Raw genomic sequence first — 24,741 nt, 5'->3', positions numbered from 1 at the left:
CCGATGTCGATCTTGTACGACGAAGGGCAACTGGCGATCGCGACCGAATCGCGGCGCGCGCTCGAAGCGCGGGTCAGCAAGGACGACCTGCTTCCGCTGCTCCAGACGAGCGGCCAATATCATGACGGGTTCTGGATGACGGCAAAGGAGCAAGGCTGGACCGCGCTCGCGCTTCCCGAAACCTATGGCGGCCTCGACCTCGGCATCGTCGAGCTCGGGCTGATCGCTCATCAGGCCGGGCGCACGCTCAGCGGCGCGCCGTTTCTGACGTCCAGCTTTGGCGCTGCCAAGGCGATCGAACTTTACGGCAGCGACGAGCAGAAGGCGCGCTGGCTTCCCGGTCTCGCGAGCGGCGAGACGATCGGCGCCATTGCCTTTGCATCGGGACCGGATGCCCTGCCCGCTGCACCGGCGGCGACATGGAAGGCCGGTCAGGTCGAAGGAACGGCTCCGAGTGTATCCGGCGGATTGTTCGCCGATGTGGCAATTCTTTTCGCGCAAGACGGCGGAGCGCGCGCGCTAGTGATCGTCGATCTCGACGGCATTGAACGGAAGGCCATCGACAGCTTCGACAACAGCCGCTGTATCGCCGACCTCCTCTTTGCCGGCGCTTCGGCGGAACCGCTCGTCACAGGCGAAGCGGCGCGCGCGGCGGCGCTCCATATCCTTGCGCTGCAAGCCGTTGTCACTGCGCACGAACAGACCGGCGGCGCCGAAGCCTTGATGGAGATCGCGCGCGACTATGCGCTGACGCGCAAAGCCTTCGGTCAGCCGATCGGCGCCTTCCAGTCGATCAAGCATCGCATCGCTGAGCTTTACGGACTCGTCGAACTCGCGCGCGCCAATGCGATCCATGCCGCGGCGCGCGAAGGAGAGGATGATTTCGTCACGGCCGCGGCTGCTGCGCGCCTGTCGGCGACCGAGGCGTATGATACAGCTGCGCGCGACTGCATCCAGATCCACGGCGGCATCGGCGTGACGTGGGAAATCGGCCTCCACCTCCACATGCGCCGATCGCGCACCCTCGCGCTCGAACAGGGGAGCAGCTTCTTCTGGGAAGACATGCTCGTCGATCGCCTCGCAGGAGAGACCACATGACCGACCTCGAAAGCTATCGCGCAAAGGCCGCGGCCTGGTGCGAATCGATGGTGCCGTTCTTCGGAAAGGCGGCGCGAAAGGGGCTCAGCGTCGAGGAGGATCTCGCGCTCGGCCGGCGCTATCAGAAGGCGAAGTTCGACGCCGGATATGCCGGAATCAACTGGCCGACCGATCTTGCCGGCCAAGGGCTCGGCCATATCGAAAAGATCACGTTCGAAGGCGAGGAGATGAAGCACGGCTTCCCCAACGTCTATTTCGGCATCTCGCTCGGCATGCCCGTTCCCGTGCTGATGCAGTTCGGCGGCGACCGCGAGTTCGTGAAGGAACGCGTGCTGAAGGCGCTGCAGGGCGAGGAAATCTGGTGCCAGCTCTTTTCGGAACCCTCGGCCGGTACCGACCTTGCCGGCCTGCGTACCCGTGCCGAAACCGACGGCAACGGTTGGAAGATCAACGGACAGAAGGTCTGGACGAGCTGGGCGCAATATAGCGACTATGGCGTCATCGTCGTGCGCACCGACCCCACTGTCGCGAAGCACAAGGGCCTCACCTACTTCTGGGTCGATATGAAGGCGCCCGGCGTCACGGTGCGCCCGATCAAGCTCGCGGGCGGCGACAGCCACGTCAACGAGGTCTTCTTCGACGATGTGAAAATCAGCGACGATCATCGCATGTCGCCGGTTGGCGGCGGCTTCGCGGTCGCGCTCGCGACGCTGATGATCGAGCGTTATGTCGCGACCGACAGCGCGGGCTTCGGGCCGCACCTCGACCTGTTCGTCGAGCTTGCCAAAGAGGTCCAACTGAACGGTCGCCCGGCGATCGAGGATGGCCGTATCCGGCAGCAGATCGCGCGCAACCACGCGATGCGCGCCGGGCTCGATTCGATCAACATGCGCGCGCGGTTGATGATGCAGGCGGGCATGACCCCCGGCCCCGAAGGCTCGCTCAACAAGCTTGTCGCGGTGCGCTCGCGGCAGAAGCTGTCGGAACTTGCCCTCGATCTGCAGGGCACCGATGGCTTCGCGTTCGACGAACGTACCTCGCCCAAGGACGACTGGGCGTCGAGCTGGATCAACGCGCCGACGGGTCGCATCGCGGGCGGGTCGGACGAGACGTTGCTCAACACGATCGCCGAACGCATTCTCGGCCTGCCGCAGGACCACCGCCCTGACAAGGGCGTCCCCTTCAACCAGATTCCCGCCTGAGGAGCCCCCCCATGAATTTCGATTCCACCATCGCCGCCGTTGTCACCGGAGGCGCCTCGGGCCTGGGTCGCGCGACAGCGGAGGCCCTCGCGGCATCGGGCGTGAAGGTCGCCATTTTCGATATCAACGACGCACTTGGCGAAGAGGTCGCGGCGTCGATCGGCGGGCTATTCGTGCATGTCGACATTACCGACGAACAATCGGTCCTCGACGGTTATGCGAAAGCGCGCGCCGTGCATGGGCAGGAGCGCGTGTGCGTCCATTGCGCGATGACCTCGCGCCGCGGCAAGACGCTCGCCTATGACAAGGAAAGCGGCAGTTATCGCCGTACACCCACCGCCGACTATGCCTTCGGCGTCGAAGGCATTTTGACCGCGAGCTACCGCGTCGCGTCGATCGCCGCCGAAGGCATGGCGACGCTTCCCGAGATGGAAGACGGCGAGCGCGGCGCAATCGTGCTGACCGCGTCCGTCGCGGCGCAGGACGGGCAGATTGGGCAAGTCATTTATGGTTCGGCCAAGGCCGGGGTGAACGGCCTTGTCCTGCCGATGGCACGCGACCTGATGGACCTTGGCATCCGCGTCAATTCGATCATGCCCGGCGTATTCGGCACACCGCTGCTCAACAATATGAACCCGAAGGTGAAGGAGAGCCTCGAGGCATCGGTGCCCTTCCCCAAGCGGCTCGGCAAGGCCGAGGAATATGCGAGCCTCGCGATGGAGATGATCCGCAACACCTATTTCAACGGCCAGGCCGTCCGCCTCGACGGCGCGATCCGCATGGCCCCCCGCTGACCAACCCGCCAATCCGCTTTTCAATCGATCCGCTATCTTAGAAGCTCTCCACGAAAGGATATCATCATGGCCGAGGCCTATATCATCGACGCCGTTCGCACTCCCCGCGGGATCGGCAAGCCAGGCAAGGGCGCGTTGTCGCACCTCCACCCCCAGCACCTCGCCGCGACGGTCCTTGCCGCGATCCGAGACCGCAACAATCTTGACACCGCGACCGTCGACGACATCGTCTGGTCGACATCGAGCCAGAATGGCAAGCAGGGCGGCGACCTCGGCCGCATGGCGGCGCTGTCGGCGGGTTATGACACCAAGGCCAGCGGCACGACGCTCGACCGCTTCTGCGGCGGCGGCATCAGCTCGGTAAACTTCGCCGCGGCCAGCGTGATGAGCGGCATGGAAGATTGCGTCATCGCGGGCGGCACCGAAATGATGAGCTACACCAGCGCGCATGCCGCCGAACAGGCGAATGCCGGCCTGCCGCCGCGCCTGATGGGCTCGGGTCACGAAGCGCTCGACGAACTCCACCCGCAATCGCATCAGGGCATTTGCGGCGACGCAATCGCGACGATCGAGGGCATCAGCCGCGAAGATCTCGACGCGCTCGCGCTGGTCAGCCAGCAGCGCGCCGACCGCGCGATCAAAGAAGGCCGCTTCGACAAATCGGTCGTGCCCGTGCACAACCCCGACGGCGGCGTCGCGCTCGACCGTGAGGAATTTCCGCGCCCCGAAACCACCGCCGAAGGGCTCGCGGCGCTGAAGCCGAGCTTCGCGGGCCTCGCCGATTTCGACATGGGCGGCGGCTTCACCTTCCGCAAGCAGATCAACCGTCGCTACCCCGATCTCGAAATTCAGCATTTCCACCATGCCGGCAATTCGTCGGGCGTCGTCGACGGCGCCGCGGCGCTGCTGCTGACTTCGAAGGACTATGCCGACAAGCATGGCCTCAAGCCCCGCGCGCGCGTGGTCGCATATGCGAACATCGGCGACGATCCGACGCTGATGCTGAACGCGCCGGTTCCGGCGGCCAAGAAGGTGCTCGAAAAGGCGGGACTCAAGAAGGAAGACATCGACGTCTGGGAAATCAACGAGGCTTTCGCGGTCGTTGCCGAAAAGTTCATCCGCGACCTCGACTTGCCCCGCGAGAAAGTGAACATCAACGGCGGCGCGATGGCGCTCGGCCATCCGATCGGCGCCACCGGATCGATCCTGATCGGCACCGCGCTCGACGAACTCGAACGCTCGGGTGGCCGCTACGGCCTCGTCACCATGTGCGCTGCGGGCGGCATGGCGCCCGCGATCATCATCGAACGTATCTGAGGAACAGGAGAGCATCATGGCCGGGCCGCTGAAGGGCATCAGGATCATCGAGTTCGCCGGCATCGGTCCCGGCCCCTTCTGCGGCATGATGCTCGCCGACCATGGTGCCGAGGTGATCCGCATCGATCGCCCCGGCGGCTTCATGGACCCACGCGATCCGCTGAGCCGCAACCGCACCTCGATAGCGCTCGATATGAAGAACCCCGACGCCGTCCGCATCGCGCGCGAGCTTTGCAAGAGTGCCGACGGGATCATCGAGGGCTATCGTCCGGGCGTAATGGAGCGGCTAGGCCTCGGCCCCGATGTGCTGCTCGCTGACAACCCGAAGCTTGTTTACGGGCGCATGACCGGCTGGGGACAGTTCGGCCCCTATGCGCAGGCCGCCGGCCACGACATCAACTATATCTCGCTGTCGGGCGTTCTCCACGGCATCGGCCGCGCGGGCGAAAAGCCCGTTCCGCCGGTCAATTATGTCGGCGACTTCGGCGGCGGCGGGATGATGCTCGCCTTCGGCATGTCGAGCGCGCTCGTTCACGCCGCGCGTACCGGGGAGGGGCAGGTGATCGACTGCGCGATGACCGACGGCTCGGCTTTGCTGGCGGGCATGACCTGGGGCTTCCTTGCCGCAGGCAGGATCAAGGACGAGGCCGGCGTCAACATGCTGGATGGCGCGGCGCATTTCTATGACAGTTATGAATGTGCCGACGGCAAGTTCATCTCGATCGGGTCGATCGAACCGCAATTCTATGCGCTGCTGCGCCAAAAGACCGGGTTGACCGACGACCCCGATTTCGATGCGCAGATGGACCCGTCGAAATGGGGCGCGCTCAAGGACAAGCTCACCGTCCTGTTCAAGACGAAGACGCGCGACGAATGGTGCACGATCATGGAAATGACCGATGTTTGCTTCGCGCCGATCCTGTCGCTGACCGAAGCGCCGCAGCACCCACACAATGTCGAGCGCGAAACCTTCCTGACAGTCGGCGGCGCGATCCAGCCGGCCCCGGCGCCGCGCTATTCGGCGACGGTCAACGACACGCCGCGCGCGGCGCCTGCGGTGGGCGCCGACGGCGATGCCGTGCTGACGGACCTTGGTTATGATGCAGCGGGCATTGCCGCGCTGCGCAACGGCGGCGCGCTTCGCTGACCGGTCAACCGGCGCGTGCGGTCAGGTTTTCCCAGAGGCCGCGCCCGCCGAAGCTGGCGACCTGCCGCCCGAGGGCCTGTGCCCAACGGGCGTCATTGCCATGCTCGCCGCGCCAGCGCATCAGCGGGATCGTGACCCGGCGCAGGTCATATTCCTCGGTAAAGCCAATCGCGCCATGCACCTGATGCGCAATCGACGTCACGACACCCACCGCGCGATTGGCGCGCAGTTTCGCGGCGGCGATCTCGAAAACCGCCGCATCGGCGTCGAACCCCGACGCATCGAGCCGCGCCGCCATCGCGGCCGCCGCCGCGTCGACCGCCGCAACCTCGCACGCCATCACCGCGAGCGATTGCTGCACGGCCTGAAATTTCCCGAGCGGGCGCCCGAATTGCTGGCGCGTGTTCACATGGTCGATCGACAGCGCCAGCGCCTGCCCCATCGCGCCGGCCATCAGGCTGACCGTTGCGGCGGCACGGTGCGGCATGGAAACATCGCCGAGACCGGAAAGGATGACGTCGGCGACCGGAATGTCCGGAGCCAACATGCCCGCAATATGGAGGACCGCATTCGCATCGCCCCAGTCGCCGCCAACACCGCCTTGACCCTCCGCGACAAGCAGCAGCGCGAAACCCACCTCTTCGACCGGCGCGATATCGTCTGCACCGCGGAGAACCGCCCGCGCCGTGTCGCAGAGCATGTCGCGCGCATCGCTCATCTGAGTCCCAATCCGCGCGCGATGATCCCGCGGATCACTTCGCGCGTTCCGCCACGTAGCGAGAAACTCGGCGAGGCGATGAGGAGTGCGCGAAGCAGCCTTGCGAGGTCCGCGTCGTCGTCCCACGCGCAGTCGACGATCGCCCGTACGCGGCGCGGCATATCCTGTTCGAACGCATTGCCCAGTTCCTTGACAACCGACGCCTCGACCATCGGATCTTCGCCTGCCGCGAGCTTCGCTGCGGTCGACATGGAGAGCTGGCGCAGCGTCCACATTTCCGCGGTGAGCTTGCCGATCAGACCGGCAATGGCGGGCTCGGGATCGGCCCCCGCTGCATCGATCAATGCGATGAGCAGCGCGTGGCTCGACAGATAGCGTTCGGGGCCAGAGCGTTCGAGACCGAGTTCGGCGGTGACCTGCTTCCACCCCTGCCCGCGTGTTCCGACGAGCGCACCGTGCGGGACGAGCGCGTCGTCGAAAAAGACCTCGTTGAAATCATGGTTGCCCGCCATGTCGATGATCGGGCGGATCGTGATGCCCGGCGTGTCGAGGTCGATCAGCAGCTGGCTGAGCCCCGCATTCCGCTCGCTGCCTCCCTCCGTCCTGACGAGCGCGAGCATGATGTGCGAAAAATGCGCGCCGGTGGTCCATATCTTCTGGCCGTTGATGCGCCATCCTTCGGCGGTCTCGCGCGCCGACGTCCGCACCGCGGCGAGGTCGGACCCTGCTCCCGGCTCGGACAGCCCGATGCAGGCATATAGCTCGCCCTTGGCAATCCCGGGCAAATAGCGCTCCCGCTGTTCCTCGCTGCCATAGCGCAGGATCAGCGGCCCGGTCTGGCGATCGGCGATCCAGTGTGCACCGACGGGGGCGCCCGCCGCGAGTAATTCCTCGATCACGACATAGCGTTCGAGCGGGTGACGATCGCCGCCGCCATAAATTGCAGGGAGCGTCATGCCGACATAGCCCGCGGCACCGAGGGCGCGACTGAAATCGGGGTCGAAACTCGCCCAGCAATTGGCGCGTTTGACGACGTCGTCGTGTGGCTGATGCTCAGCCAGCCACGCCCGTAAATCGGCGCGCAGTGCCGCGACATCGCCGGGCGGAGCAAAGGGATAGAGCGCGAAGCTTTGCATGTCGTACCAGCCATGCAATAGCTTTGGTTAGGCAGCAAAGGATAATTGAAGATGGGCGAGTTTTTGAGTGTTGAGCGGCGGGGCAAGATCGCGATTCTGACGATGATCAAGCCCGAAAGCATGAATGCGATCGGCACGCACGAGGATTGTCAGGATATCATCGACACGCTGCGTACCCTTGGCGACGACCGCGACGTCAGCGCGATCATCCTGACCGGCAGCGGCAAGGCCTTCAGCGCCGGCGGCAACCTCAAAGGCATGCAGGACCGCACCGGCATCGGCGTGCTCGACCAGCCCGATTCCACCCGCGCCAATTATCGCAAGGGCGTGCAGGCGGTGATCCGCGCGCTGATGGACTGCGAAGTGCCGATGATCGCCGCGGTCAACGGCCATGCGATCGGGCTCGGCGCCGACCTTGCCTGCACATGCGACATCCGCATCGCCGCCGAGAGCGCGAAATTCGCGTGCAGCTTCATCAAGGTCGGGATCGTCCCCGGCGACGGCGGCGCCTGGCTGCTGCAGAAGATACTCGGCTACCCCCGCGCCGCCGAATTGTTCCTCACGGGCGACCGCTTTGACGCGGCTCAGGCAAAGGAATATGGTCTGGTTACGGACGTCGTGCCCGATGCGGAGCTGCTCGACCGTGCGATCGCGATTGCCGAGCGGATCGTCTGCAACCCGCCCCGGGCGCTGCGCCTGACGAAGCGTTTGCTGCGCGAGGCGCAGCACAGCCGGATGAGCGATATTTTGGAACTGAGCGCAGCCTATCAGGCGATCGTCCACGAAACCGCGGATAACCGCGAGGCGATCAATGCCTTCGTCGAAAAGCGCGCCCCTATTTTTACAGGAGAATGACCATGCTCGCCGAGCGTGTCCTGCCACTATCCGGTATCCACAATTTCCGCGACTATGGCGGTTATGCCGTCGAGGGCGGCGGGCGTCTGCGCGAAGGGACGCTGTGGCGCTCGGCGCATCATGAAGCGGCAACCGACGAGGATCTCACCGCGCTCGACGCGCTGGGGCTGGAAACGGTGATCGACCTGCGCGGCGACGACGAGCGCGAGTTGCACCCGTGCCGGCGGTCCGAGAATTTCTCGGCGCGCGTCCTCTTCGCCGGCGGGGTAACCGCCGGCCTCGCGCCGCATCTTCAGGCAGCGGGCGGGACGATCGACGTCGCGACGGCGCGCGACCGGATGATCGATACCTATGCGGGCATGCCCTATCGCCCTGCGCTCGTCGCAACGCTGCGGCTCTATCTCGCTGCGCTCGCCGAATATGACGCGCCCAGCCTCGTCCATTGCGTCGCGGGCAAGGACCGCACCGGCTTTGCCGTCGCGATCGTCCACCGGCTGCTCGGCGTGCATGAGGACGACCTGATGCACGACTATCTGCTGACCAACACCGCGGGCAAGATCGAGGAGCGGATCGCGCAGGGCGCGGCGCATATCCGCTCGCGTTACGGCGCCGAAATCCACGACGATGCGATCCGCGCGCTGATGTCGGTGAACCCTGCCTATCTTGACGCCGCGCTCGCCACCGTGCGCCGCGACCATGGTGACATTCCAGGCTATGCCGAAGCGGTGCTGAACTTCACCCCCGAAAAGCGCGAGGCGCTGGTGGACCGCTTGGTGGTGTAAGGGCCTATTCGCCCCGAACGAGCACCCCGCCCTTCACCACCGCATCGACGCTTTCGAGCTGGCGCACGTCGGCCAGCGGATCGCCGCCGACCGCTACGATGTCGGCATAGCGGCCGACCGCAATGGCCCCGACATCCTTTTCGCGTCCCAGCGCTTCGGCGGCATTCTTCGTCGCCGCCTGGATCGCCTGCATCGGGGTCATCCCATATTCGACCATGACGCGGAACTGCTTGCCGACCTCGTCGTGCGGCATGACGCCGGCGTCGGAGCCGAACACCATGCGCACGCCCGCCTTCACCGCCTTGCGAAAATTGTCGCGCTGGATCTGTGCGATCTCCCGGTCCTTGCGCAGATTATCCTCGAGCACGCCGTTCTTCGCGCCCTCGGCCTGCGTATATTCGGTGTTGTAGATATCCATCGAAAACCACACCGGCTGCTTGCGCACGACGGCCATCCGGATGCCCTCATCATCGACCAGGCTGACATGCTCGATCGTGTCGATACCGGCGGCAATCGCTGCGCGGATCCCCTCGGCGCCATGCGCGTGCGCGGCCACGCGCAGACCCCATTGATGCGCCTCGTCGGCGATCGCGGCGAGTTCCTTTTCGGACACCTGGAGTTGCCCCGGTTCGGTGTTGCGCGAAAAGACGCCGCCGGTCGCGCACACCTTGATCACCTCGGCGCCATATTTGCGCTGGCGGCGGACCTGGTAACGCAACTCGTCGGGGGTATCGCCGATGCCTTCTTCCTTGCCGTCCTTATTTTCGAGGCTGGGCGGCAGGAAAGTGCTGTCGCAATGTCCGCCGGTCGCGCCGAGCGCATAGCCTGCGGGCACGATGCGCGGCCCGGTCGCATAGCCCGCGTCGATCGCCTGCTTCAGCCCGATGTCATTGCGGTCGCTCGACCCGACGTTGCGCACGGTGGTGAAACCCGCGCCGAGCATGTCGTTGGCATTCTTGACCGCGGTCATGCCCCAGAAGCTGTCGGTGAACTCCAACCCGCGATAGCCGCCGATGTCGGCGGGGCCGTCGAGATGGACGTGCATGTCGATCAGGCCCGGCAGCAGCGTCTTGTCGCCCAGATCGATATGCTTGACGTTCGATCCCCAGCGCACCGTGCGCGCATCGGCGATGTTCGCGATGCGGCCGTCGGCGCCGACAAAGATCGCCGGAAATTCGACCGTCTTGCCGGTGAGCACATCGATGTAGCGCGCGGCGGTGATCACCGTCTGGCCGGTCGCTTCCTGCGCCATCGCAGGGGCAATCGAGCCAGCCAGAAACGCCGTCGAGCCGAAAAGGATTCCTCGCAGAAAACTGCCGAACTTCACTCGCGATTGCATGTTTGATCCGCCTGTTGTTGGTGCCCGGATATGGTGATGGCAAACCGCCGCAAAATAGGACAGCGGAAAATGCGTCAGGCGGGTGTCCGGCGCTTTACGACCCACCATGCGCCAGACAGCGCAAAGACGGTGCCGAGCATCGTGCCGCCGACGATATCGCTTGCCCAATGGACGCCGAGCATGATGCGCGAAAATCCCGTGAGAATGATCATCGCGGCGGCGAGCGCCCATGCCGCGGGTCGCCAACGCGGCGGCGCAAGCCAGGCGAGGAGCAGATAGACGGCGGCGGCGCTGGTCGCGTGACCGCTGGGGTAGGAAAAGCTGGTTTGATGGTCGAGATGATCGATCAGATCGGGGCGCGCGCGGCCAAAGCCGAGCTTGAGCAGGGTCGACGCGAGGTTCGAGAGCAGCGACGCCCCGCCGAGCGCGACAGCGCAGCGTGGGCCGCACCATCGCCAGACGAGTCCGCAGAGCAGGATGACGATGAACCAACGCGGGACGCCCCCGCCGATCCAGCTTATGGCTTGCATGAAGGCGATGAAGGCAGGGCTGCTTTCGTCGACGCGAATCGCGAGGCTGTGCGAGATTTGCCAGTCGGCGGTCTCGGTCCAACCCGCCCCGACTGCGAAGCCGAGCAGGATCGTGGCGAGAAGAAGCGCGGCGGCCCCAATGAGCAGGCGCGAATGGGAGCTTCGTTGCAAAATATCCTCCCTGTGGCGCAGCCATGGGGAGGTGGCGGTCCCGCAGGGGCCGACGGACGGGGCCCTCCACCACTCGCCTGCGGCGAGCGGTCCCCCTCCCCATCGCTTCGCGACAGGGAGGATCAGATCGTCAAATATGCAAGGGTCGCCCGAAGGCCGCCAGCACGCCTTCGTGCATCGTTTCGCTCAGCGTCGGATGCGGGAAGACGGTGCCGATGAAATCATCCTCGACCAGTTCGGCGGTCTTGCCGATCGTATAGCCCTGGATCAACTCGGTGACTTCGGCGCCGATCATGTGCGCGCCCAAGAGTTCGCCGGTCTTGGCGTCGAAGACGGTCTTGGTGAAGCCTTCGGATTCGCCCAGCGCAATCGCCTTGCCGTTGCCGATGAAGGGGAAGGTGCCGGCCTTGACCTCGTAACCGAGTTCCTTCGCCTTTGCCTCGGTCAGGCCGACGCTGGCGATCTGCGGGCGGCAATAGGTGCAGCCCGGAATGTTGCGCGGGTCCATCGCGTGCGGGTGATTGCCCGCGATCGCCTCGACCGAGATCACCGATTCGTGCATCGCCTTGTGCGCGAGCCACGGCGGCGCGGTGACGTCGCCGATCGCCCAGATGCCGGGGACATTGGTGCGGCACATCGCGTCGGTATCGATATGGCCCTTGGTCGTCTTCACACCGAGCGCTTCCAGTCCGATATTCTCGGTGTTCGGGACGATGCCGATCGCCACGATGGCGTGGCTGAATTCGGCGGTTTCGGTCTTGCCGTCTTTGGTCTTGATCTTGGCGGTGACGCCGCTCGCCGTGGCCTTCAGTTCCTCGACGCCGGCGCCGGTGAAGATCGTCATACCCTGCTTCTTGAGCTGCTTTTCGAGGAAGGCCGACACATCGGCATCCTCGACCGGTACGAGGCGGTCGAGCATTTCGACCACGGTGACGTCGGCGCCCATGTCGCTGTAGAAGCTGGCAAATTCGATCCCGATCGCGCCCGATCCGATGACGAGCAGCTTCTTCGGCATTTCGGGCGGGACGAGCGCGTGGCGATAGGTCCAGATGCGCTTACCGTCGGCAGGCGCGAACGGCAGATCGCGCGCGCGCGCGCCGGTCGCGACGATGATGTTCTTGGCGGTGAGGGTTTCGTTGCCCTTCTCGCCCTTGACCTCCATTTTGCCGGGGGCGGTGAGCTTGCCCTCGCCCATATGGACGGTGATCTTGTGCTTCTTCATCAGGAAGGCGACGCCCTGGCTGAGCTGTTTCGCGACGCCGCGGCTGCGCTTCACCACCGCGTCGATATCGGCGCTGATCTGCTGCGCGATCAGGCCGTAATCGCCTGCGTGCTGCATATAATGATAGATTTCGGCCGAGCGCAGCAGCGCCTTGGTCGGGATGCAGCCCCAGTTGAGGCAGATGCCGCCCAAATTCTCGCGCTCGACGATCGCGGTTTTCAGGCCCAATTGAGCCGCGCGGATCGCCGCGACATAGCCGCCAGGTCCCGAGCCGAGGACGATGAGATCGTAATTGGTGTCGGCCAAGCGACTATTCCTTTCCGCCAAACATATTCACTGAAAATTTGCCCAGACACCCAACCCGAGCGCCGGCACAAGCCAGAGGCACGCTGCGACGATCATCGCAAGGCTGGCTTCCGACCTCCGGAGACGGAGACCCAAGCCCACCGCGACAACGCTCCAGACGCCCACTGCCAAAATCCAAGGCTTCCAGCGCATACCGTCAGGCTCGTCAAGCATCTGCGGCGTGACGACCATCAGTGCGACCAGCGTTCCCGCGCCGAAAAATGCGAGCACCAGCCCCAAGGCGGACTGACGCGATCCGAGAGAATCGGTCAGATCGGCCTCTTCGCCTTGCATCAGGCGACCAGCCCCAGCGGGTTCTCCACCAGTTCCTTGAAGGTCTTCATCAGCAATGCGCCGTCGGCGCCGTCGATCGCGCGATGGTCGAAGCTGCCGGTGGCCGACATGACGGTTGCGATCGCCAGCGCGTCGTCGACGACATAAGGCCGCTTCTCGCCCGCGCCGATCGCCATGATCATGCCCTGCGGCGGGTTGATCACCGCGGTGAACTGCTTGATCCCCATCATGCCCATGTTCGAAATCGAGGCGGTGCCGCCCTGATATTCGCTGGGCTGGAGCTTGCCTTCCTTCGCTTTTGCCGCGAGCTCGGACATTTCGGTCGAGATTTTCGACATCGACTTGCCGCCGGCGTCGGTGATGATTGGGGTGATCAGGCCGCCCGGGATGCTGACCGCGACCGAGATGTCGGCGCGCTTATACTGGCGCATCACATCGCCGCCGAAGCTGACGTTGCACGCGGGCACGCGTTCGAGCGCGACCGCGAGCGCCTTGATCAGCATATCGTTGACGCTGAGCTTGACCCCGCGGCTCTCGAGGCTGGCGTTGAGCTCGCCGCGGAGCTTCAGGAGCGCGTCGAGGCGGATGTCGACCGTCAGGTAGATATGCGGTGCTTCCTGCATCGACTGGCTGAGGCGGCGCGCGATCGTCTTGCGCATGCCGCTGAGCTTCTCGTCCTCGTGCGGGATGCCGAAATCCGGGATTGCGCCGGCGACTGCCGGGGCGGGAGCGGCCGTGGCAGGAACCGGAGCGGTGGTTGCGGCCGCGGGGGATGCGGCGCCGACCGGGGCGCCTTCGAGATCGGCCTTGACGATGCGGCCGCCGGGGCCCGTGCCCATGACGCCCTTGAGGTCGATGCCCTGCTCGGCTGCAAGGCGTTTTGCGAGCGGGCTTGCCTTGATGCGCTCGCCCGATGCGGCGGGAGCAGGTGCCGGAGTCGGCGCGGGGGCCGCCGCAGGTGCAGGCGCCGAGGCTTCGGCCTTCGGTTCGGCGGCAGGCGCCGGGGCCGGGGCCGGTGCGGCCTTAGCGCTCGACGCATCTTCACCCTCGCCCGCGATCACCGCGATCACGGTTCCGACCTTCACATTGTCGCTGCCCTCGGCGACGAGAATCTGGCTGATCACGCCTTCGTCGACCGCTTCGAACTCCATCGTCGCCTTGTCGGTCTCGATCTCGGCCAGCAGGTCGCCCGACTTGACCTCATCGCCCTCCTTCACCAGCCATTTGGCAAGGGTGCCCTCCTCCATCGTCGGCGAGAGAGCGGGCATTTTCAGTTCGATTGGCATGTCTAGGCGTGTCCCTGTCAGTCTTGCAGGCCGGGCCTGCCGCTACGGATTCTTCCTCGCCATAAGCTCTGCTTCGGTCAAGGTCCAGCGGGCCAGCTTGCGTTTCATACGAATGTGACGCACTCTTGGTGCCAAGCAAAAACGAGAGGGGTCGGGGCGATGCGGACGTATCTGGTGGTGATCGACGACAGCCCGGAGTCGTCGCTGGCGCTTCGCTTTGCGGCGCGGCGCGCGGCGCGTACGGGGGGCGGTGTCATCATCCTTGCGATCATCCCGCCGCAGGATTTCGTCGCGTTCGGCGGGGTGCAGGCGACCATCGAGGCTGAAGCGCGCGAACATGCCGAGGAACTTGTAGCCACCGCCGCCGATGCGGTGAAGCAGGAAGGCGTCACGGCGCAAAATATGATCAGGTCGGGCAAACCCGCCGAAGTGGTCCGCGAGGTCATCGGCGCGAGCGATGAGATTGCCGCGCTGGTACTGGCGACCGCGGCATCGGGGGCGCCGGGGCCGCTGGTCGCGCATTTCACCGGACAGGATGCGGGAACCCTCCCCTGTCCGGTGATGCTGGTGCCGGGCGGGATCGACGTCGCCCGACTCGACGCGCTGAGTTAGGCGGCGGCGGCGCGGCCGCCCGTGGTCGCGCCTTTCCATTCGAGGATCGCGAAGCCGAGGACTCCGAACGCCTGCGCGATGACGGCCGCGATACCGATCGCCGTCATCTGTCCCGCAAAGACGGCGACCACGGCAAAACTGGCGGCAACCCAGCCAAGATTGCCGACCGCGATCAGCTTGACCAGCGCCGGATTCGGCATGGCCTGCCTGGCCGCAATCAGCATCAGCACGCCTGCGACAAGGCAGATCCAGCCGCCCACCGCGACAATGTTCGCCGGCAATCCGAACAGCGCGCCGACCGGCGCGGCGGCAAAAAGGCCGGCAATGCAGACCGCCGCAGCGGTGACGGCATCGGTAACGAGGATATTCCTGAGGTTGCGGATCGACATGATGATTCTCCTTTCGACCCGCCCCGATTGGACCGCGGATTGAATGGCGTCGATTACGCGCGAGGTAATGGAAAACGCGAAGTCCGGGGTATAGCGGACGTTACGAAGGAGAAGGACGATGAAACCCGCTTCGCTCGGCGAGCAGCTTCGCGAATGGCGCGTCCGGCGCCGGATGAGCCAGATGGACCTCGCGCTCGACAGCGAGATTTCGACGCGCCACCTCAGCTTTATCGAGACCGGCCGCTCGAAACCGAGCGCGGCGATGCTCGCGCGCATTGCCGACTGCCTCGACGTCCCGCACCGGGCGCGCAACGCGCTGCTGCTTGCGGGCGGCTATGCGCCCGACTATCAGGAACGCCCGCTCGACAGCCCCGAGATGGCGGGGATGAAAGCGATCGTAGAGCATGTGCTGAAAGGGCATGAGCCCTATCCGGCGCTCGCGGTCGACCGGCACTGGAACATGGTCGCCGCGAACGCGGCCGTCGCGATGCTGATGCAGTTGGCGGCGCCCGAACTGCTCGAGCCTCCGGTCAATGTGCTGCGCGTCGCGATACACCCGCAGGGCCTCGCCCCGCATATCGTCAATCGTGGCGAGTGGCGCGCGCATCTGCTCGAGCGGCTTAGCCACCAGATCGACGCGAGCGCCGATGCCGGGCTGATCGCGCTGCGCGACGAACTCGCGGACTATGACGCCGAGCTTGCGGGCGATCATGGGAGCGCGGCAAACGGGATTGCGGTGCCGCTGATCCTCGACACGCCGATCGGACAAATCCGCTTCGTCTCGACCGTGACGATTTTCGGCACGCCGGTCGATATCACGCTGTCGGAGCTGGCGATCGAGGCCTTCTTCCCGGCCGATGCGGAAAGTGCGGCCCTGTTACAGGCTATGGCGGCACAATAGCCGAACCGGCTTAGCGCCGCTTGCTCTTGTGCTTGATATTCGCCGGCCGTCCGCGGTCGCCGACCATATGCTTGCCGGCCTTGTCCTTCATGGGTCCCTTCGCCTTCCCCCCGGCGCGGCGCGGCGGCCGATTGCGGAAGCCGCCCTCGGGCGCATCGGGCAATTCGAAGCGCAGCGCGCCGCTGACCGGATTGGCGTCCATCAGCCGCAATTCGATCCGCTGACCGACCGTATAGCTCACCCGGCCATGTTCGCTGTCGAGGCTACGCGCCGCCTCGTCATAGAAAAAGCGCTCGCTCCCCAGCGTCGATACCGGAACCAGCCCGTCGCCGCCTAGCCCGTCGACGGTTGAGAAAAAGCCGAAGGGTTGGACGCCGGTGATGCGCGCGACGAGAATTTCACCCGTCTTGGTCGCGAGGTAAGCCGCGACATAGCGGTCGACCGTCTCGCGCTCGGCCTCCATCGCGCGGCGCTCGAGCCCGCTGATCGTCTCACCGATCCTCGACAGCCCCTTGGCATCGGCCTCGCCCAGCCCGGTGCGCGCGGGCAGATCCCTGACCTTGCCGGGCACCTCGAGCTTGTACGAATCGACGAGCGCGCGGTGGACGATCAGGTCGGCGTAGCGGCGGATCGGCGAAGTGAAATGCGCATAGCTTCCAAGCGCAAGGCCGAAATGCCCCGCATTGGCAGGACCATAATAGGCCTGAGTCTGGCTGCGCAAAATCGCCTGCATGATCTCGGGCAGCCGGTCGTCTTCGGAAAAGCCGTCGATCAGCCGGTTGAACACCGCGGGCGTGATCACCTGCCCGAGCGCGAAGCTCTGTTCGAAGGTTTCGAGATAATCCTTGAGGCTGACCAGCTTCTCGCGGCTCGGCGGTTCGTGGATACGGTACATCACCGGCGATTTCTTCGCCTCGAGCGCCTTCGCCGCCGCAACGTTCGCCGCGATCATATAATCCTCGATCAGCCGCATCGAGTCGAGCCGGTCGCGGACGCGAATCTCCGCAATGCTGCCTTGCTCGTCGAGGATGACCTGTCGTTCGGGAAGGTCGAGATCCAGGGGCGCGCGCGCCGCGCGCGCCTTCGCGAGCAGCGCCCAGCAGGCCCACAGGTTTTTGAGCGTCGGGAGCACCTCGGCATCCCACTCGTCGCGCGGCGCATCGGCGTCATAGGCTGCCTGCGCATGTTCATAGGCGATGTTGGCGCGCAGGCGAACGAGCGCGCGCGCGAAACGCCATGACGTCACCTTGCCGTGCCTGTCGATAACAAGATGGCACGCCATCGCGGCGCGATCTTCACCCGCTTTCAGCGAGCAGACGCCGGCGGACAGGGTTTCGGGCAGCATCGGGACGACCTGATCGGGGAAATAGACGCTGTTGCCGCGCCGCCGCGCCTCGCGGTCGAGCGCGCCGTCGGAGCGGACATAATAGCTGACGTCGGCGATCGCGACGATCGCACGGAAGCCGCCCTTGTTGGTCGAATCTTCGTCGGGGACGGCCCAGACGGCGTCGTCATGGTCGCGCGCGTCGATCGGGTCGATCGCCACGATCGGCAGTTCGCGCAGATCCTCGCGCCCGTCGGGGGTGAGCGGCAGCTTCGCCGCCTTCTCCGCCTCGGCAAGCGTTTCGCCGTCGAAGATGTGCGGAATTTCGTGCCGCGCGATCGCGATCATGCTCAGCGATCTCGGCGCAAAGGGATCGCCGATGCGGTCGATGACCTTTGCCTTGATCGCCGGTCCCCGCCCCGTCAGTTCGGCGCGTACAAGATCGCCGATCTCGGCATCGCCCTTGTCGGCGACCGCGAAGTCGTACCGCGCGCGCTTGTCGGCGGGACGCAGCCAGACCATCGGCTTGCCGCCGGGCGACTTGTCCTCAACGAGTACACCGATCACCATCTCGGCGCTCGCCTGGAGGCGCTTCATCGGGTGCGCGACATGACCGCTGCCGCGTTCCTCGGTCCGCGCCAGAATACGGTCGCCGACGCCGAGCGCGCCTTTCCGTCCCTGCTCCATCACCCGCAGCCGCGGTGCGGGACCGGCGGATTCCCAACGTTCGGGCACCGCCCAGACATTGCTGCCCTCGATCGCCGCAACGCGCAGCACCGTCACGCGTGGCAGGCCGCCATGCTTGTGGAAGGCGCGGCCCGGCGCCAGGTCGACCAGCCCCTCGTCGGTCATGTCCTTGAGCAGCGCCTTCAGCGCGATCTTGTCATTGCCGTGCAGCGCAAAATGCTTGGCAATCTCGCGCTTGCCGACGGCGTCTTTGCTCTCTTCGATGAAGCGAAGGATCTGGTCGGCGCTGGGCAGGCCAGCCGGCTGCGGGCGTTTGGGGCGCTTCGTCATATTCAAACCGGTCCTTGCGGCGGATCGCCAAAACGATTGGGTCCCTTGGTCCCCGATAAAGCGAGGAGAAACATCAGGACGACAAGCGAAAGCATATAAGCCCCCGTCAGCGCCGCGAATTTCAGAAAGGGACCGATGTCGGGAACGGAATTGGCCGCCGTCGCTTCCATCCCCCATCCGTTCAACAAAGATGGCGCGAGACTGATCGCGGCGACCACGAAAGGCACGGGTAACAAAATCCACCATCCACGTCGATTGCTGTCATGCAGACGGCGCATCGCCGCAGCGGCCATCAACAGGAAGAAAATCAAGCCGATCCATGCCGTGCCAGCCATATACGTATCGATGTCCGGCATTTCGATGAGATGGTTTCCCCGTATTTCGACCGAATAATGGCCGGAACCCGACCGGATCGTCACATCTTCCGGATGCTCCTGCGCAATGCGCTGCGCCTCGCCCGCTATCTGCTTCATATAGGGGTCGAAGAGGACCGCCTGCGCGATTACGCCGAGCAACATGTTGATGCCGGCGTAAATCCAGAATGGACCGAGCGCCATGCGGCCACTGAAACGGAACAGCCCCAGATAACCGTCCTTCAGCGCCGCTCGCAGCATCAATAGGTCCGGCCGATCAGCACGCGCTCCACCGCCGGCTCGCCGGTGAAGAAGCAGGCGCCTTCGGCGGGCGCCGCATCGAGCGGGGTGTTGCGCATCGTCAGCTTTAACGCCTTCAACTGCGCAACGATCCCGTCGAGCGCGGCGCCAGTCGGGCGCGACCATTGGACTTCGGCCCAGCCAACGAACTTCTCATCGCCGGCGAAATGCGCGGCGAGGTCGGTGACGTCGCGGCGGATGTTGGCGTGGAGCCGCTCTTTCGCTTCGGCGTGAAGGCCCGTCTGGATATCCTGAAGCGTCGCGGCGGCTGCGGCGACGAAATCGCCCTTGCCGACAAATGCCGTGTCGAGCTTGCCATCGGCCTTGTAGAGCCGATCGCGGCGGATCACCGCGACATTGCCGCCGGCAACATCGCGCGGCCCGATCTCGACGATGACCGGCGCGCCCTTCTTGACCCACCCCCAGCGCTTGGTCTGCGCCTTCGCCCCGCTCGTGTCGAGCAGCACGCGCACGGGTTCGCGGAAGGCGTCGAGCGCCTTCAACTGCGCTTCGAGATCGCGGCAATAATCGAGGATCGCGGCATCCTCGCCATTTTCGCGCAACATTGGAATGATGACGATCTGGTGGGGCGCGATACGCGGCGGACAGCGGAGCCCGTCATCGTCGCCATGCGTCATGATGACGCCACCGATCATGCGTGTCGACGTGCCCCAGCTGGTCGTGTGGCACAGACTGTGGCCACCATCCTTGTCCTGGTAACGGATGTTCGCCGCTTCGGCGAAGCCGGTGCCGAGATAATGCGACGTGCCGGCCTGCAGCGCCTTGCCGTCCTGCATCATCGCCTCGATCGAATAGGTCGCGACGGCGCCCGGGAAACGCTCATTCTCGGGCTTCTCGCCCGCGATTACCGGCATTGCCAGCACATCTTCGGCAAAGGCGCGATACATTTCGAGCGCGCGCAGCGTTTCGGCCATCGCGTCATCCTTGTCGGCGTGCGCGGTGTGGCCTTCCTGCCACAGGAATTCGCTGGTGCGCAGGAACATGCGTGTGCGCATCTCCCAGCGCACGACATTCGCCCACTGGTTGACCTTCAGCGGCAGGTCGCGCCAGCTCTGCACCCAGCGGCTCATCGCATTGCCGATCACGGTTTCCGATGTCGGGCGGACGATCAGCGGCTCTTCGAGCTTCGCCTCGGGATCGGGCACGAGCTTTCCCTTGCCGTCACCAATCAGCCTGTGGTGGGTAACGACCGCCATTTCCTTTGCGAAACCATCGACATGGTCGGCTTCCTTCTCAAAGAAGCTCAAGGGGATGAACAGCGGGAAATAGGCGTTCTGGACTCCGGCCTCCTTGATCGCGGCGTCCATCACCGTCTGGATGCGTTCCCAGATGCCATATCCCCACGGCTTGATGACCATGCAACCGCGCACCCCCGATTCCTCGGCAAGGTCGGCTTCGGCAATGACATCCTGATACCAGGCCGCGAAGTCGGCCTGACGGGTTACGCTGAGCGCATGTTTGACCATGATATTTGTTTTTCCGTCACTGGGGCTGGGCGCCCCGCTTATTTCTTTTTGGCGAGTTCCGACTTGAGCTCGGCAATTTCGGCCTTCAGCGCCGCAATTTCGGCATCCTTGGCCTTGCTGCCGCCGGCCCCCGGGATGAACGCCCCCGCCGCCTGCTGGAATATTTCCATGTTGCGCCGGGTCATTTCCGCCAGCGGGTTCGATCCGAGCGCGCCTTCGAGCGCCGAACGGACATCTTGCTGGTTCTTGCGGAAAGCCGCCATCGACGCTTCCAGATATTGCGGCACCATCGACTGCATCTTGTCGCCGTACATGCCGATCAGGTGGCGCAGGAAATTCACCGGCAGCAGGGTCTCGCCGCGGGTTTCCTCGTCCATGATGATCTGCGTCAGCACATTATGCGTAATATCCTCGCCGCTCTTCGCATCGACGACGCGAAATTCGCGGCCGTCGCGCACCATCGCGCCCAGATCTTCCAGCGTGATGTAGCAGCTGCGCTCGGTATCGTAGAGCCGCCGGTTGGCATATTTCTTGATCGTGACAACGTCATTATCCGCCGCCGTCCTGGACTTCGCCATCTTGACCTGCGCTCCTTGCATCCCGGGACATTGGCGACCGCGCCGCGCCGGACAGGCCAGCGCATTAGCATCAAATAATGATGCGTCGCAACAATCGCCGCATCCGCCCGCCCAGCCCAGATGGCGCGATGGCGATTCGCTCGCCGCTTTCGCATTCGCGGACCGAAAGTCACTCGCTTCGCCGCGCAAGGCCCCTCGGCTCGTCGAGATCGGCCCGTGTCTTTCCTGCTCGAGCTCGAAAAACCCAAAACGTAATTTTATTACACATATAATGTTACAAGCGAAACTATCGTCGCCGAGAAGCGAGCTGGAGGGTGATTCATATCGCTGGAACATAAGCATATTATCGCGAGCAAACCCGCGCCGGCACATCGCACTGTTGCCAAAATGACACACCGCCACCGTCATGAAGGAGGTCTGACACAAAATTGCCACGCAGGGCTTGTGCTGGCGGTTTTTTCCGTCTTTCTACGACGCAATCCGTTCATTTTCCGATTTACGAGCGGGCCAACCGGGGAGTTATCTATGATGAAGACGCACCTGCTTGTGGGTGCTGCTGCCTTTGCAGTGGCAATTTCCGTGAGCCAGCCTGTGCTTGCCCAAGACACCGCTTCGGCGGACGAGGCAACCACCACGAATACCGCCACGACCGACGCGATCGTCGTCACCGGCTCGCGCATTCGCCGCGACGAATTCTCTGTCGCCGAACCGATCACTGTCGTGACCGCCGAAGAAATCACCCAGGCGGGCTTCAACAGCGCGGCCGACGCGCTGCAGAGCAACGCCGTGACCCAGGGTTCGGGCCAGATCAACAACTTCTACGGTGGCTTCGTCACCGACGGCGGCACCGGCGCGAACACGCTCGGCCTGCGCAACCTTGGCCCCAGCCGCACGCTGATCCTGCTCAACGGCCGCCGCCTGGCGCCCGGCGGCACGCGCGGCTCGGTCCTCGCGGCCGACCTTAACGTCCTTCCGACCGCGATCGTCAGCAGCATCGAAGTGCTGAAGTCGGGCGCTTCGTCGATTTACGGTTCGGACGCCGTCGCAGGCGTCGTGAACATCATCACCGACAACAAGCTGCGCGGCCTGAACATCGAAGCGCAGGTCAACGTGCCGGAAGTGGGCGCAGGCGTCGACAAGCGCGTCGCGGCCTCGTTCGGTTTCGAAAGCGATCGCCTGAACATCATCGGCTCGCTCGAATATCGCAAGCGCGACAAGCTGGCGCGTAACGACGTTTCGTGGCTCGACTGCCCGGTCGGCGGCTACCTGACCGGCGAAGGCACCGAATTCGGTTCGGGCGATGGTGTCGGCTTCGACGGCACGCCCTGTTTCACGCTCGACAACGGCGGCGTGACGATCAACACGCTCGGCCTGCCGACGCGTCCGGGGATCGGCCGCACCAGCGGCGCGGTTGGCAACTTCAACCGTTTCGTTCCGGCCCCGGGCCAGACGACGGGCCCGTTCCCCGGCTATCTGGGTGTCGGTTACTATGACCGCGACACGTTTGATCCGACGCAGGAAGAAGAGCCGCTGATCACCGAAGCCGAAATCTACACCGGCTATCTTTCGGGTACTTACAGCACCGACATCCTTGGCGACGCGGAAATCTATGGCGAAGTGCTCGTCACGCGCCGCAAGTCGGCTTCGCCCCTGTATCGTCAGCTTTCGCTCGACTATGTCCAGGGCAGCCCGCTGCTTCCCGCCGACATTCGCAACGGCGCCTTCCTCAACCCGAACGAAACCTCGGGTGGCAAGCTCGTCGCCGCTCGCGGGTTCATTGGCTTCGGCCTCACGGATTCGCGTCAGCAGGTGGACTATGCCCGCGTGTCGGGCGGCATTCGCGGCGACTTCTTCCTGCCGCAGTGGCGCTATGACGCCTATGTCGGCAAGTCGTGGAACGATGGCACTTATGAGATCGAATCCTTCCTGATCGATCGCATGGCCGCTTCGCTAGACGCAGTCGACAACGGCGATGGCACCTTCAGCTGCGCCAGCGCCGCGACCAACCCGAACTGCGTTGCCGCGCCGGCGCTTTCGGCCGACGTGATCGGCGGGAAGCTTCCGCAGGATTTCCGGGACTGGATCCTCGTCAACACGATCGGCAAGACCCAGTTCCGCGAAACGACTTTCGCGTTCAACATCGACGGTCCGCTGTTCGAAATGCCCGGCGGCGATGTCCAGCTCGCGCTGGGCGCGGAATATCGCAAGCAGAGCATCAACGACCAGCCGGATCCGAACTCGATCAACGGCAATCTGCTCGGCCTGACCGCCGGCACACCGACGGTCGGCAAGGACAGCGTGAAGGAAGTCTATGGCGAAATTTTCGTCCCGATCCTCGCCGACACGCCCGGCTTCTATCGTCTCAACCTGACGGCATCGGCCCGCTATACGGATTATAAATCCTATGGTTCGGACATGACGTTCAAGGTTGCGGGCGAATGGGAACCGATCCGCGGCTTCGGCGTCCGCGCCAGCTATGGCACCTCCTATCGCGCCCCGGCGCTTGCGGAACAGTTCCTTGGCGCGACCAGCGGCTTCCTCGGCAGCACGCTCGATCCCTGCGACGATCTGCCGCCGCCGGCAGATCAGAGCCCGAACCAGCAGATCATCGCGGCGAACTGCGCTTCGATCGGCCTGCCGGCGGACTTCCAGCAGACCAGCGGCATCACCACCTTCCGCGTCGGCGGTGCCGATGCGGGCCTCGAGGCCGAAACCTCGAAGAACTGGTCGGTGGGTGTCGTCGTTCGCCCGGTCCTGCCCGAATCGGTCGGCCAGCTTTCGCTGTCGCTCGATTATTTCGACATCAAGGTCGATAACGGCGTTGCCGATCTCGATGCGACGACGATCATGAACCGCTGCTACGGCGACCCGAACTTCAACCCCAACGAAGGCTTCTGCCGTTTCGTGGATCGCGACGTAAACAACGCGCTCACCGTGACCAGCAGCTTCGTCAACCTGTCGGAAGACATCCGCAAGGGGTTCGAGTTCAACGGTCGTTACGCTCGCGACCTGTTCGGCGGCCGTTTCACGCTGAACGCGAACGTCACCAAGTACACTGAACAGTCGAGCCGCCTCTTCCCCGAAGAGTTCCTGACCGACTCGAACGGTACGGTTGTGAACCCCGACTGGGTTGGCAGCTTCGACGCGACCTATCGCTTCAACAATGTGACGCTGCGTTATGGCCTCGACTGGATCGATGGCGACCGCAACAAGACCTACGAGTTCTTCGCCTATGACGAACTCACCGGCGTTTCGGATCCGGATCTGGTTCAGTCCTATCGTGATAATTATTATCTCGAAGCGGCGGACTATTTCCTGCATTCGGCTTCGGTCCAGTTCAACATCCAGGAGAAGTATGAACTGACGGTCGGCGTGCAGAACCTGTTCGACACGAAGCCGCCGCGCATTTCGGCAGTCGGTTACACGACCATCGGCAACGCGCCGCTGTACTCGGGTTACGACTATCGCGGCCGCACCTTCTTCGCGAACGCGTCGTTCAAGTTCTAATCCGCAAGGATCGAACGAAAAATTGGGCCCCGAACGC

22 protein-coding genes are annotated in these 24,741 nt (G+C 64.4%); 10 read left to right on the top strand and 12 right to left on the bottom strand.

What is annotated here, in order from left to right; translation table 11 throughout:
• Positions 1 to 3 precede the first annotated feature (3 nt).
• From HDC35_RS00300 to HDC35_RS00280, 5 genes are all read left to right on the top strand, one after another.
• Positions 4 to 1,098, top strand: coding sequence for an acyl-CoA dehydrogenase family protein (locus HDC35_RS00300; protein WP_184642899.1), 1,095 nt, complete (start codon positions 4 to 6; stop codon positions 1,096 to 1,098).
• On the top strand, positions 1,095 to 2,300 hold the full coding sequence (locus HDC35_RS00295; protein WP_184642898.1) for an acyl-CoA dehydrogenase family protein: 1,206 nt from the start codon (positions 1,095 to 1,097) through the stop codon (positions 2,298 to 2,300). The genes HDC35_RS00300 and HDC35_RS00295 overlap by 4 nt, the downstream gene beginning before the upstream one ends.
• Positions 2,301 to 2,311: 11 nt before the next feature.
• Positions 2,312 to 3,094 carry an SDR family NAD(P)-dependent oxidoreductase gene (locus HDC35_RS00290; RefSeq protein ID WP_184642897.1) on the top strand — a complete coding sequence of 261 codons (783 nt, stop codon included), beginning with the start codon at positions 2,312 to 2,314 and terminating at the stop codon, positions 3,092 to 3,094.
• 66 nt (positions 3,095 to 3,160) lie between these two features.
• On the top strand, positions 3,161 to 4,411 hold the full coding sequence (locus HDC35_RS00285) for an acetyl-CoA C-acetyltransferase (protein ID WP_184642896.1): 1,251 nt from the start codon (positions 3,161 to 3,163) through the stop codon (positions 4,409 to 4,411).
• A 16-nt stretch (positions 4,412 to 4,427) separates the two neighbouring features.
• Positions 4,428 to 5,558 carry a CaiB/BaiF CoA-transferase family protein gene (locus HDC35_RS00280; RefSeq protein ID WP_184642895.1) on the top strand — a complete coding sequence of 377 codons (1,131 nt, stop codon included), beginning with the start codon at positions 4,428 to 4,430 and terminating at the stop codon, positions 5,556 to 5,558.
• 4 nt (positions 5,559 to 5,562) lie between these two features.
• On the opposite strand, the gene HDC35_RS00275 is transcribed toward HDC35_RS00280, so the two are convergent.
• Both HDC35_RS00275 and HDC35_RS00270 read right to left on the bottom strand, forming a co-directional pair.
• Positions 5,563 to 6,276: an acyl-CoA dehydrogenase family protein gene (locus HDC35_RS00275; RefSeq protein WP_184642894.1), complete on the bottom strand. Its 714-nt coding sequence runs from the start codon at positions 6,274 to 6,276 to the stop codon at positions 5,563 to 5,565.
• Entirely contained in the window at positions 6,273 to 7,412 is a 1,140-nt protein-coding gene (locus tag HDC35_RS00270; protein ID WP_184642893.1) for an acyl-CoA dehydrogenase family protein, read from the bottom strand. Before HDC35_RS00270 ends, HDC35_RS00275 begins: the two co-directional genes overlap by 4 nt.
• A 51-nt stretch (positions 7,413 to 7,463) precedes the next feature.
• On the opposite strand from HDC35_RS00270, the gene HDC35_RS00265 reads away from it, so the two are divergent.
• Together HDC35_RS00265 and HDC35_RS00260 are read left to right on the top strand one after the other, a co-directional pair.
• Positions 7,464 to 8,267 carry a crotonase/enoyl-CoA hydratase family protein gene (locus HDC35_RS00265; RefSeq protein WP_184642892.1) on the top strand — a complete coding sequence of 268 codons (804 nt, stop codon included), beginning with the start codon at positions 7,464 to 7,466 and terminating at the stop codon, positions 8,265 to 8,267.
• A gap of 2 nt (positions 8,268 to 8,269) precedes the next feature.
• On the top strand, positions 8,270 to 9,049 hold the full coding sequence (locus HDC35_RS00260) for a tyrosine-protein phosphatase (protein WP_184642891.1): 780 nt from the start codon (positions 8,270 to 8,272) through the stop codon (positions 9,047 to 9,049).
• Positions 9,050 to 9,053: 4 nt separating this feature from the next.
• Here HDC35_RS00260 and HDC35_RS00255 read toward each other — a convergent pair whose 3' ends face one another.
• The 5 genes from HDC35_RS00255 to HDC35_RS00235 all read right to left on the bottom strand — a co-directional run bounded on the left by HDC35_RS00255 (position 9,054) and on the right by HDC35_RS00235 (position 14,236).
• Positions 9,054 to 10,388 (bottom strand): amidohydrolase family protein, encoded by a 1,335-nt coding sequence (locus tag HDC35_RS00255; protein WP_184642890.1) that lies wholly within the window; start codon positions 10,386 to 10,388, stop codon positions 9,054 to 9,056.
• Between the two features lie 74 nt (positions 10,389 to 10,462).
• Positions 10,463 to 11,089 (bottom strand): phosphatase PAP2 family protein, encoded by a 627-nt coding sequence (locus HDC35_RS00250; RefSeq protein ID WP_184642889.1) that lies wholly within the window; start codon positions 11,087 to 11,089, stop codon positions 10,463 to 10,465.
• Between the two features lie 130 nt (positions 11,090 to 11,219).
• Positions 11,220 to 12,617 carry a dihydrolipoyl dehydrogenase gene (gene lpdA, locus HDC35_RS00245; protein WP_184642888.1) on the bottom strand — a complete coding sequence of 466 codons (1,398 nt, stop codon included), beginning with the start codon at positions 12,615 to 12,617 and terminating at the stop codon, positions 11,220 to 11,222.
• Positions 12,618 to 12,644: 27 nt separating this feature from the next.
• Positions 12,645 to 12,950 (bottom strand): hypothetical protein, encoded by a 306-nt coding sequence (locus HDC35_RS00240; protein ID WP_184642887.1) that lies wholly within the window; start codon positions 12,948 to 12,950, stop codon positions 12,645 to 12,647.
• Complete coding sequence (locus HDC35_RS00235) at positions 12,950 to 14,236, bottom strand: pyruvate dehydrogenase complex dihydrolipoamide acetyltransferase (protein WP_184642886.1); 1,287 nt, start codon at positions 14,234 to 14,236, stop codon at positions 12,950 to 12,952. Before HDC35_RS00235 ends, HDC35_RS00240 begins: the two co-directional genes overlap by 1 nt.
• Positions 14,237 to 14,395: 159 nt before the next feature.
• Here HDC35_RS00235 and HDC35_RS00230 point away from each other — a divergent pair, with 159 nt between their 5' ends.
• Complete coding sequence (locus tag HDC35_RS00230) at positions 14,396 to 14,848, top strand: universal stress protein (protein ID WP_184642885.1); 453 nt, start codon at positions 14,396 to 14,398, stop codon at positions 14,846 to 14,848.
• Here HDC35_RS00230 and HDC35_RS00225 read toward each other — a convergent pair.
• Complete coding sequence (locus HDC35_RS00225) at positions 14,845 to 15,237, bottom strand: hypothetical protein (protein ID WP_184642884.1); 393 nt, start codon at positions 15,235 to 15,237, stop codon at positions 14,845 to 14,847. The two genes, HDC35_RS00230 and HDC35_RS00225, sit on opposite strands and share 4 nt — an antisense overlap.
• Before the next feature lie 118 nt (positions 15,238 to 15,355).
• Between HDC35_RS00225 and HDC35_RS00220 the strand changes: the two genes are divergently transcribed.
• Positions 15,356 to 16,138 (top strand): helix-turn-helix domain-containing protein, encoded by a 783-nt coding sequence (locus tag HDC35_RS00220; RefSeq protein WP_184642883.1) that lies wholly within the window; start codon positions 15,356 to 15,358, stop codon positions 16,136 to 16,138.
• A gap of 10 nt (positions 16,139 to 16,148) precedes the next feature.
• On the opposite strand, the gene HDC35_RS00215 is transcribed toward HDC35_RS00220, so the two are convergent.
• The 4 genes from HDC35_RS00215 to phaR are packed head-to-tail and all read right to left on the bottom strand — an operon-like array spanning position 16,149 to position 21,197.
• Positions 16,149 to 18,479 (bottom strand): ribonuclease R family protein, encoded by a 2,331-nt coding sequence (locus HDC35_RS00215; protein ID WP_184642882.1) that lies wholly within the window; start codon positions 18,477 to 18,479, stop codon positions 16,149 to 16,151.
• A gap of 2 nt (positions 18,480 to 18,481) precedes the next feature.
• The gene (locus tag HDC35_RS00210) at positions 18,482 to 19,093 is read right to left on the bottom strand and encodes a DUF805 domain-containing protein (RefSeq protein ID WP_184642881.1); all 612 of its coding nucleotides are present in this window, start codon (positions 19,091 to 19,093) and stop codon (positions 18,482 to 18,484) included.
• Positions 19,093 to 20,619: an aminoacyl--tRNA ligase-related protein gene (locus HDC35_RS00205; RefSeq protein ID WP_184642880.1), complete on the bottom strand. Its 1,527-nt coding sequence runs from the start codon at positions 20,617 to 20,619 to the stop codon at positions 19,093 to 19,095. Before HDC35_RS00205 ends, HDC35_RS00210 begins: the two co-directional genes overlap by 1 nt.
• 38 nt (positions 20,620 to 20,657) lie before the next feature.
• The gene (phaR, locus tag HDC35_RS00200; protein ID WP_184642879.1) at positions 20,658 to 21,197 is read right to left on the bottom strand and encodes a polyhydroxyalkanoate synthesis repressor PhaR; all 540 of its coding nucleotides are present in this window, start codon (positions 21,195 to 21,197) and stop codon (positions 20,658 to 20,660) included.
• Positions 21,198 to 21,722: 525 nt separating this feature from the next.
• Here phaR and HDC35_RS00195 point away from each other — a divergent pair.
• Complete coding sequence (locus HDC35_RS00195; protein WP_260397368.1) at positions 21,723 to 24,704, top strand: TonB-dependent receptor domain-containing protein; 2,982 nt, start codon at positions 21,723 to 21,725, stop codon at positions 24,702 to 24,704.
• The last annotated feature ends 37 nt before the right edge of the window (positions 24,705 to 24,741 follow it).

It is taken from the genome of Sphingopyxis sp. JAI128 (assembly GCF_014207235.1).
Classification (GTDB): Bacteria; Pseudomonadota; Alphaproteobacteria; order Sphingomonadales; family Sphingomonadaceae; genus Sphingopyxis.
Note: the sequence above shows the minus strand (reverse complement) of the source record. Positions and strands in the feature narration are given on the sequence as shown.

Excerpts from the sequence above, each read along its gene's own strand:
- HDC35_RS00275 (WP_184642894.1), bottom strand. The coding sequence starts at position 6,276 with ATGAGCGATGCGCGCGACATGCTCTGCGACACGGCGCGGGCGGTTCTC.
- HDC35_RS00295 (WP_184642898.1), top strand. The coding sequence starts at position 1,095 with ATGACCGACCTCGAAAGCTATCGCGCAAAGGCCGCGGCCTGGTGCGAA.
- HDC35_RS00265 (WP_184642892.1), top strand. The coding sequence starts at position 7,464 with ATGGGCGAGTTTTTGAGTGTTGAGCGGCGGGGCAAGATCGCGATTCTG.
- HDC35_RS00225 (WP_184642884.1), bottom strand. The coding sequence starts at position 15,237 with ATGTCGATCCGCAACCTCAGGAATATCCTCGTTACCGATGCCGTCACC.
- HDC35_RS00290 (WP_184642897.1), top strand. The coding sequence starts at position 2,312 with ATGAATTTCGATTCCACCATCGCCGCCGTTGTCACCGGAGGCGCCTCG.
- HDC35_RS00240 (WP_184642887.1), bottom strand. The coding sequence starts at position 12,950 with ATGCAAGGCGAAGAGGCCGATCTGACCGATTCTCTCGGATCGCGTCAG.
- HDC35_RS00285 (WP_184642896.1), top strand. The coding sequence starts at position 3,161 with ATGGCCGAGGCCTATATCATCGACGCCGTTCGCACTCCCCGCGGGATC.
- HDC35_RS00280 (WP_184642895.1), top strand. The coding sequence starts at position 4,428 with ATGGCCGGGCCGCTGAAGGGCATCAGGATCATCGAGTTCGCCGGCATC.
- HDC35_RS00235 (WP_184642886.1), bottom strand. The coding sequence starts at position 14,236 with ATGCCAATCGAACTGAAAATGCCCGCTCTCTCGCCGACGATGGAGGAG.
- HDC35_RS00270 (WP_184642893.1), bottom strand. The coding sequence starts at position 7,412 with ATGCAAAGCTTCGCGCTCTATCCCTTTGCTCCGCCCGGCGATGTCGCG.
- HDC35_RS00210 (WP_184642881.1), bottom strand. The coding sequence starts at position 19,093 with ATGCTGCGAGCGGCGCTGAAGGACGGTTATCTGGGGCTGTTCCGTTTC.
- HDC35_RS00205 (WP_184642880.1), bottom strand. The coding sequence starts at position 20,619 with ATGGTCAAACATGCGCTCAGCGTAACCCGTCAGGCCGACTTCGCGGCC.
- HDC35_RS00255 (WP_184642890.1), bottom strand. The coding sequence starts at position 10,388 with ATGCAATCGCGAGTGAAGTTCGGCAGTTTTCTGCGAGGAATCCTTTTC.
- HDC35_RS00260 (WP_184642891.1), top strand. The coding sequence starts at position 8,270 with ATGCTCGCCGAGCGTGTCCTGCCACTATCCGGTATCCACAATTTCCGC.
- HDC35_RS00220 (WP_184642883.1), top strand. The coding sequence starts at position 15,356 with ATGAAACCCGCTTCGCTCGGCGAGCAGCTTCGCGAATGGCGCGTCCGG.
- HDC35_RS00230 (WP_184642885.1), top strand. The coding sequence starts at position 14,396 with ATGCGGACGTATCTGGTGGTGATCGACGACAGCCCGGAGTCGTCGCTG.
- HDC35_RS00195 (WP_260397368.1), top strand. The coding sequence starts at position 21,723 with ATGATGAAGACGCACCTGCTTGTGGGTGCTGCTGCCTTTGCAGTGGCA.
- HDC35_RS00215 (WP_184642882.1), bottom strand. The coding sequence starts at position 18,479 with ATGACGAAGCGCCCCAAACGCCCGCAGCCGGCTGGCCTGCCCAGCGCC.
- phaR (WP_184642879.1), bottom strand. The coding sequence starts at position 21,197 with ATGGCGAAGTCCAGGACGGCGGCGGATAATGACGTTGTCACGATCAAG.
- HDC35_RS00300 (WP_184642899.1), top strand. The coding sequence starts at position 4 with ATGTCGATCTTGTACGACGAAGGGCAACTGGCGATCGCGACCGAATCG.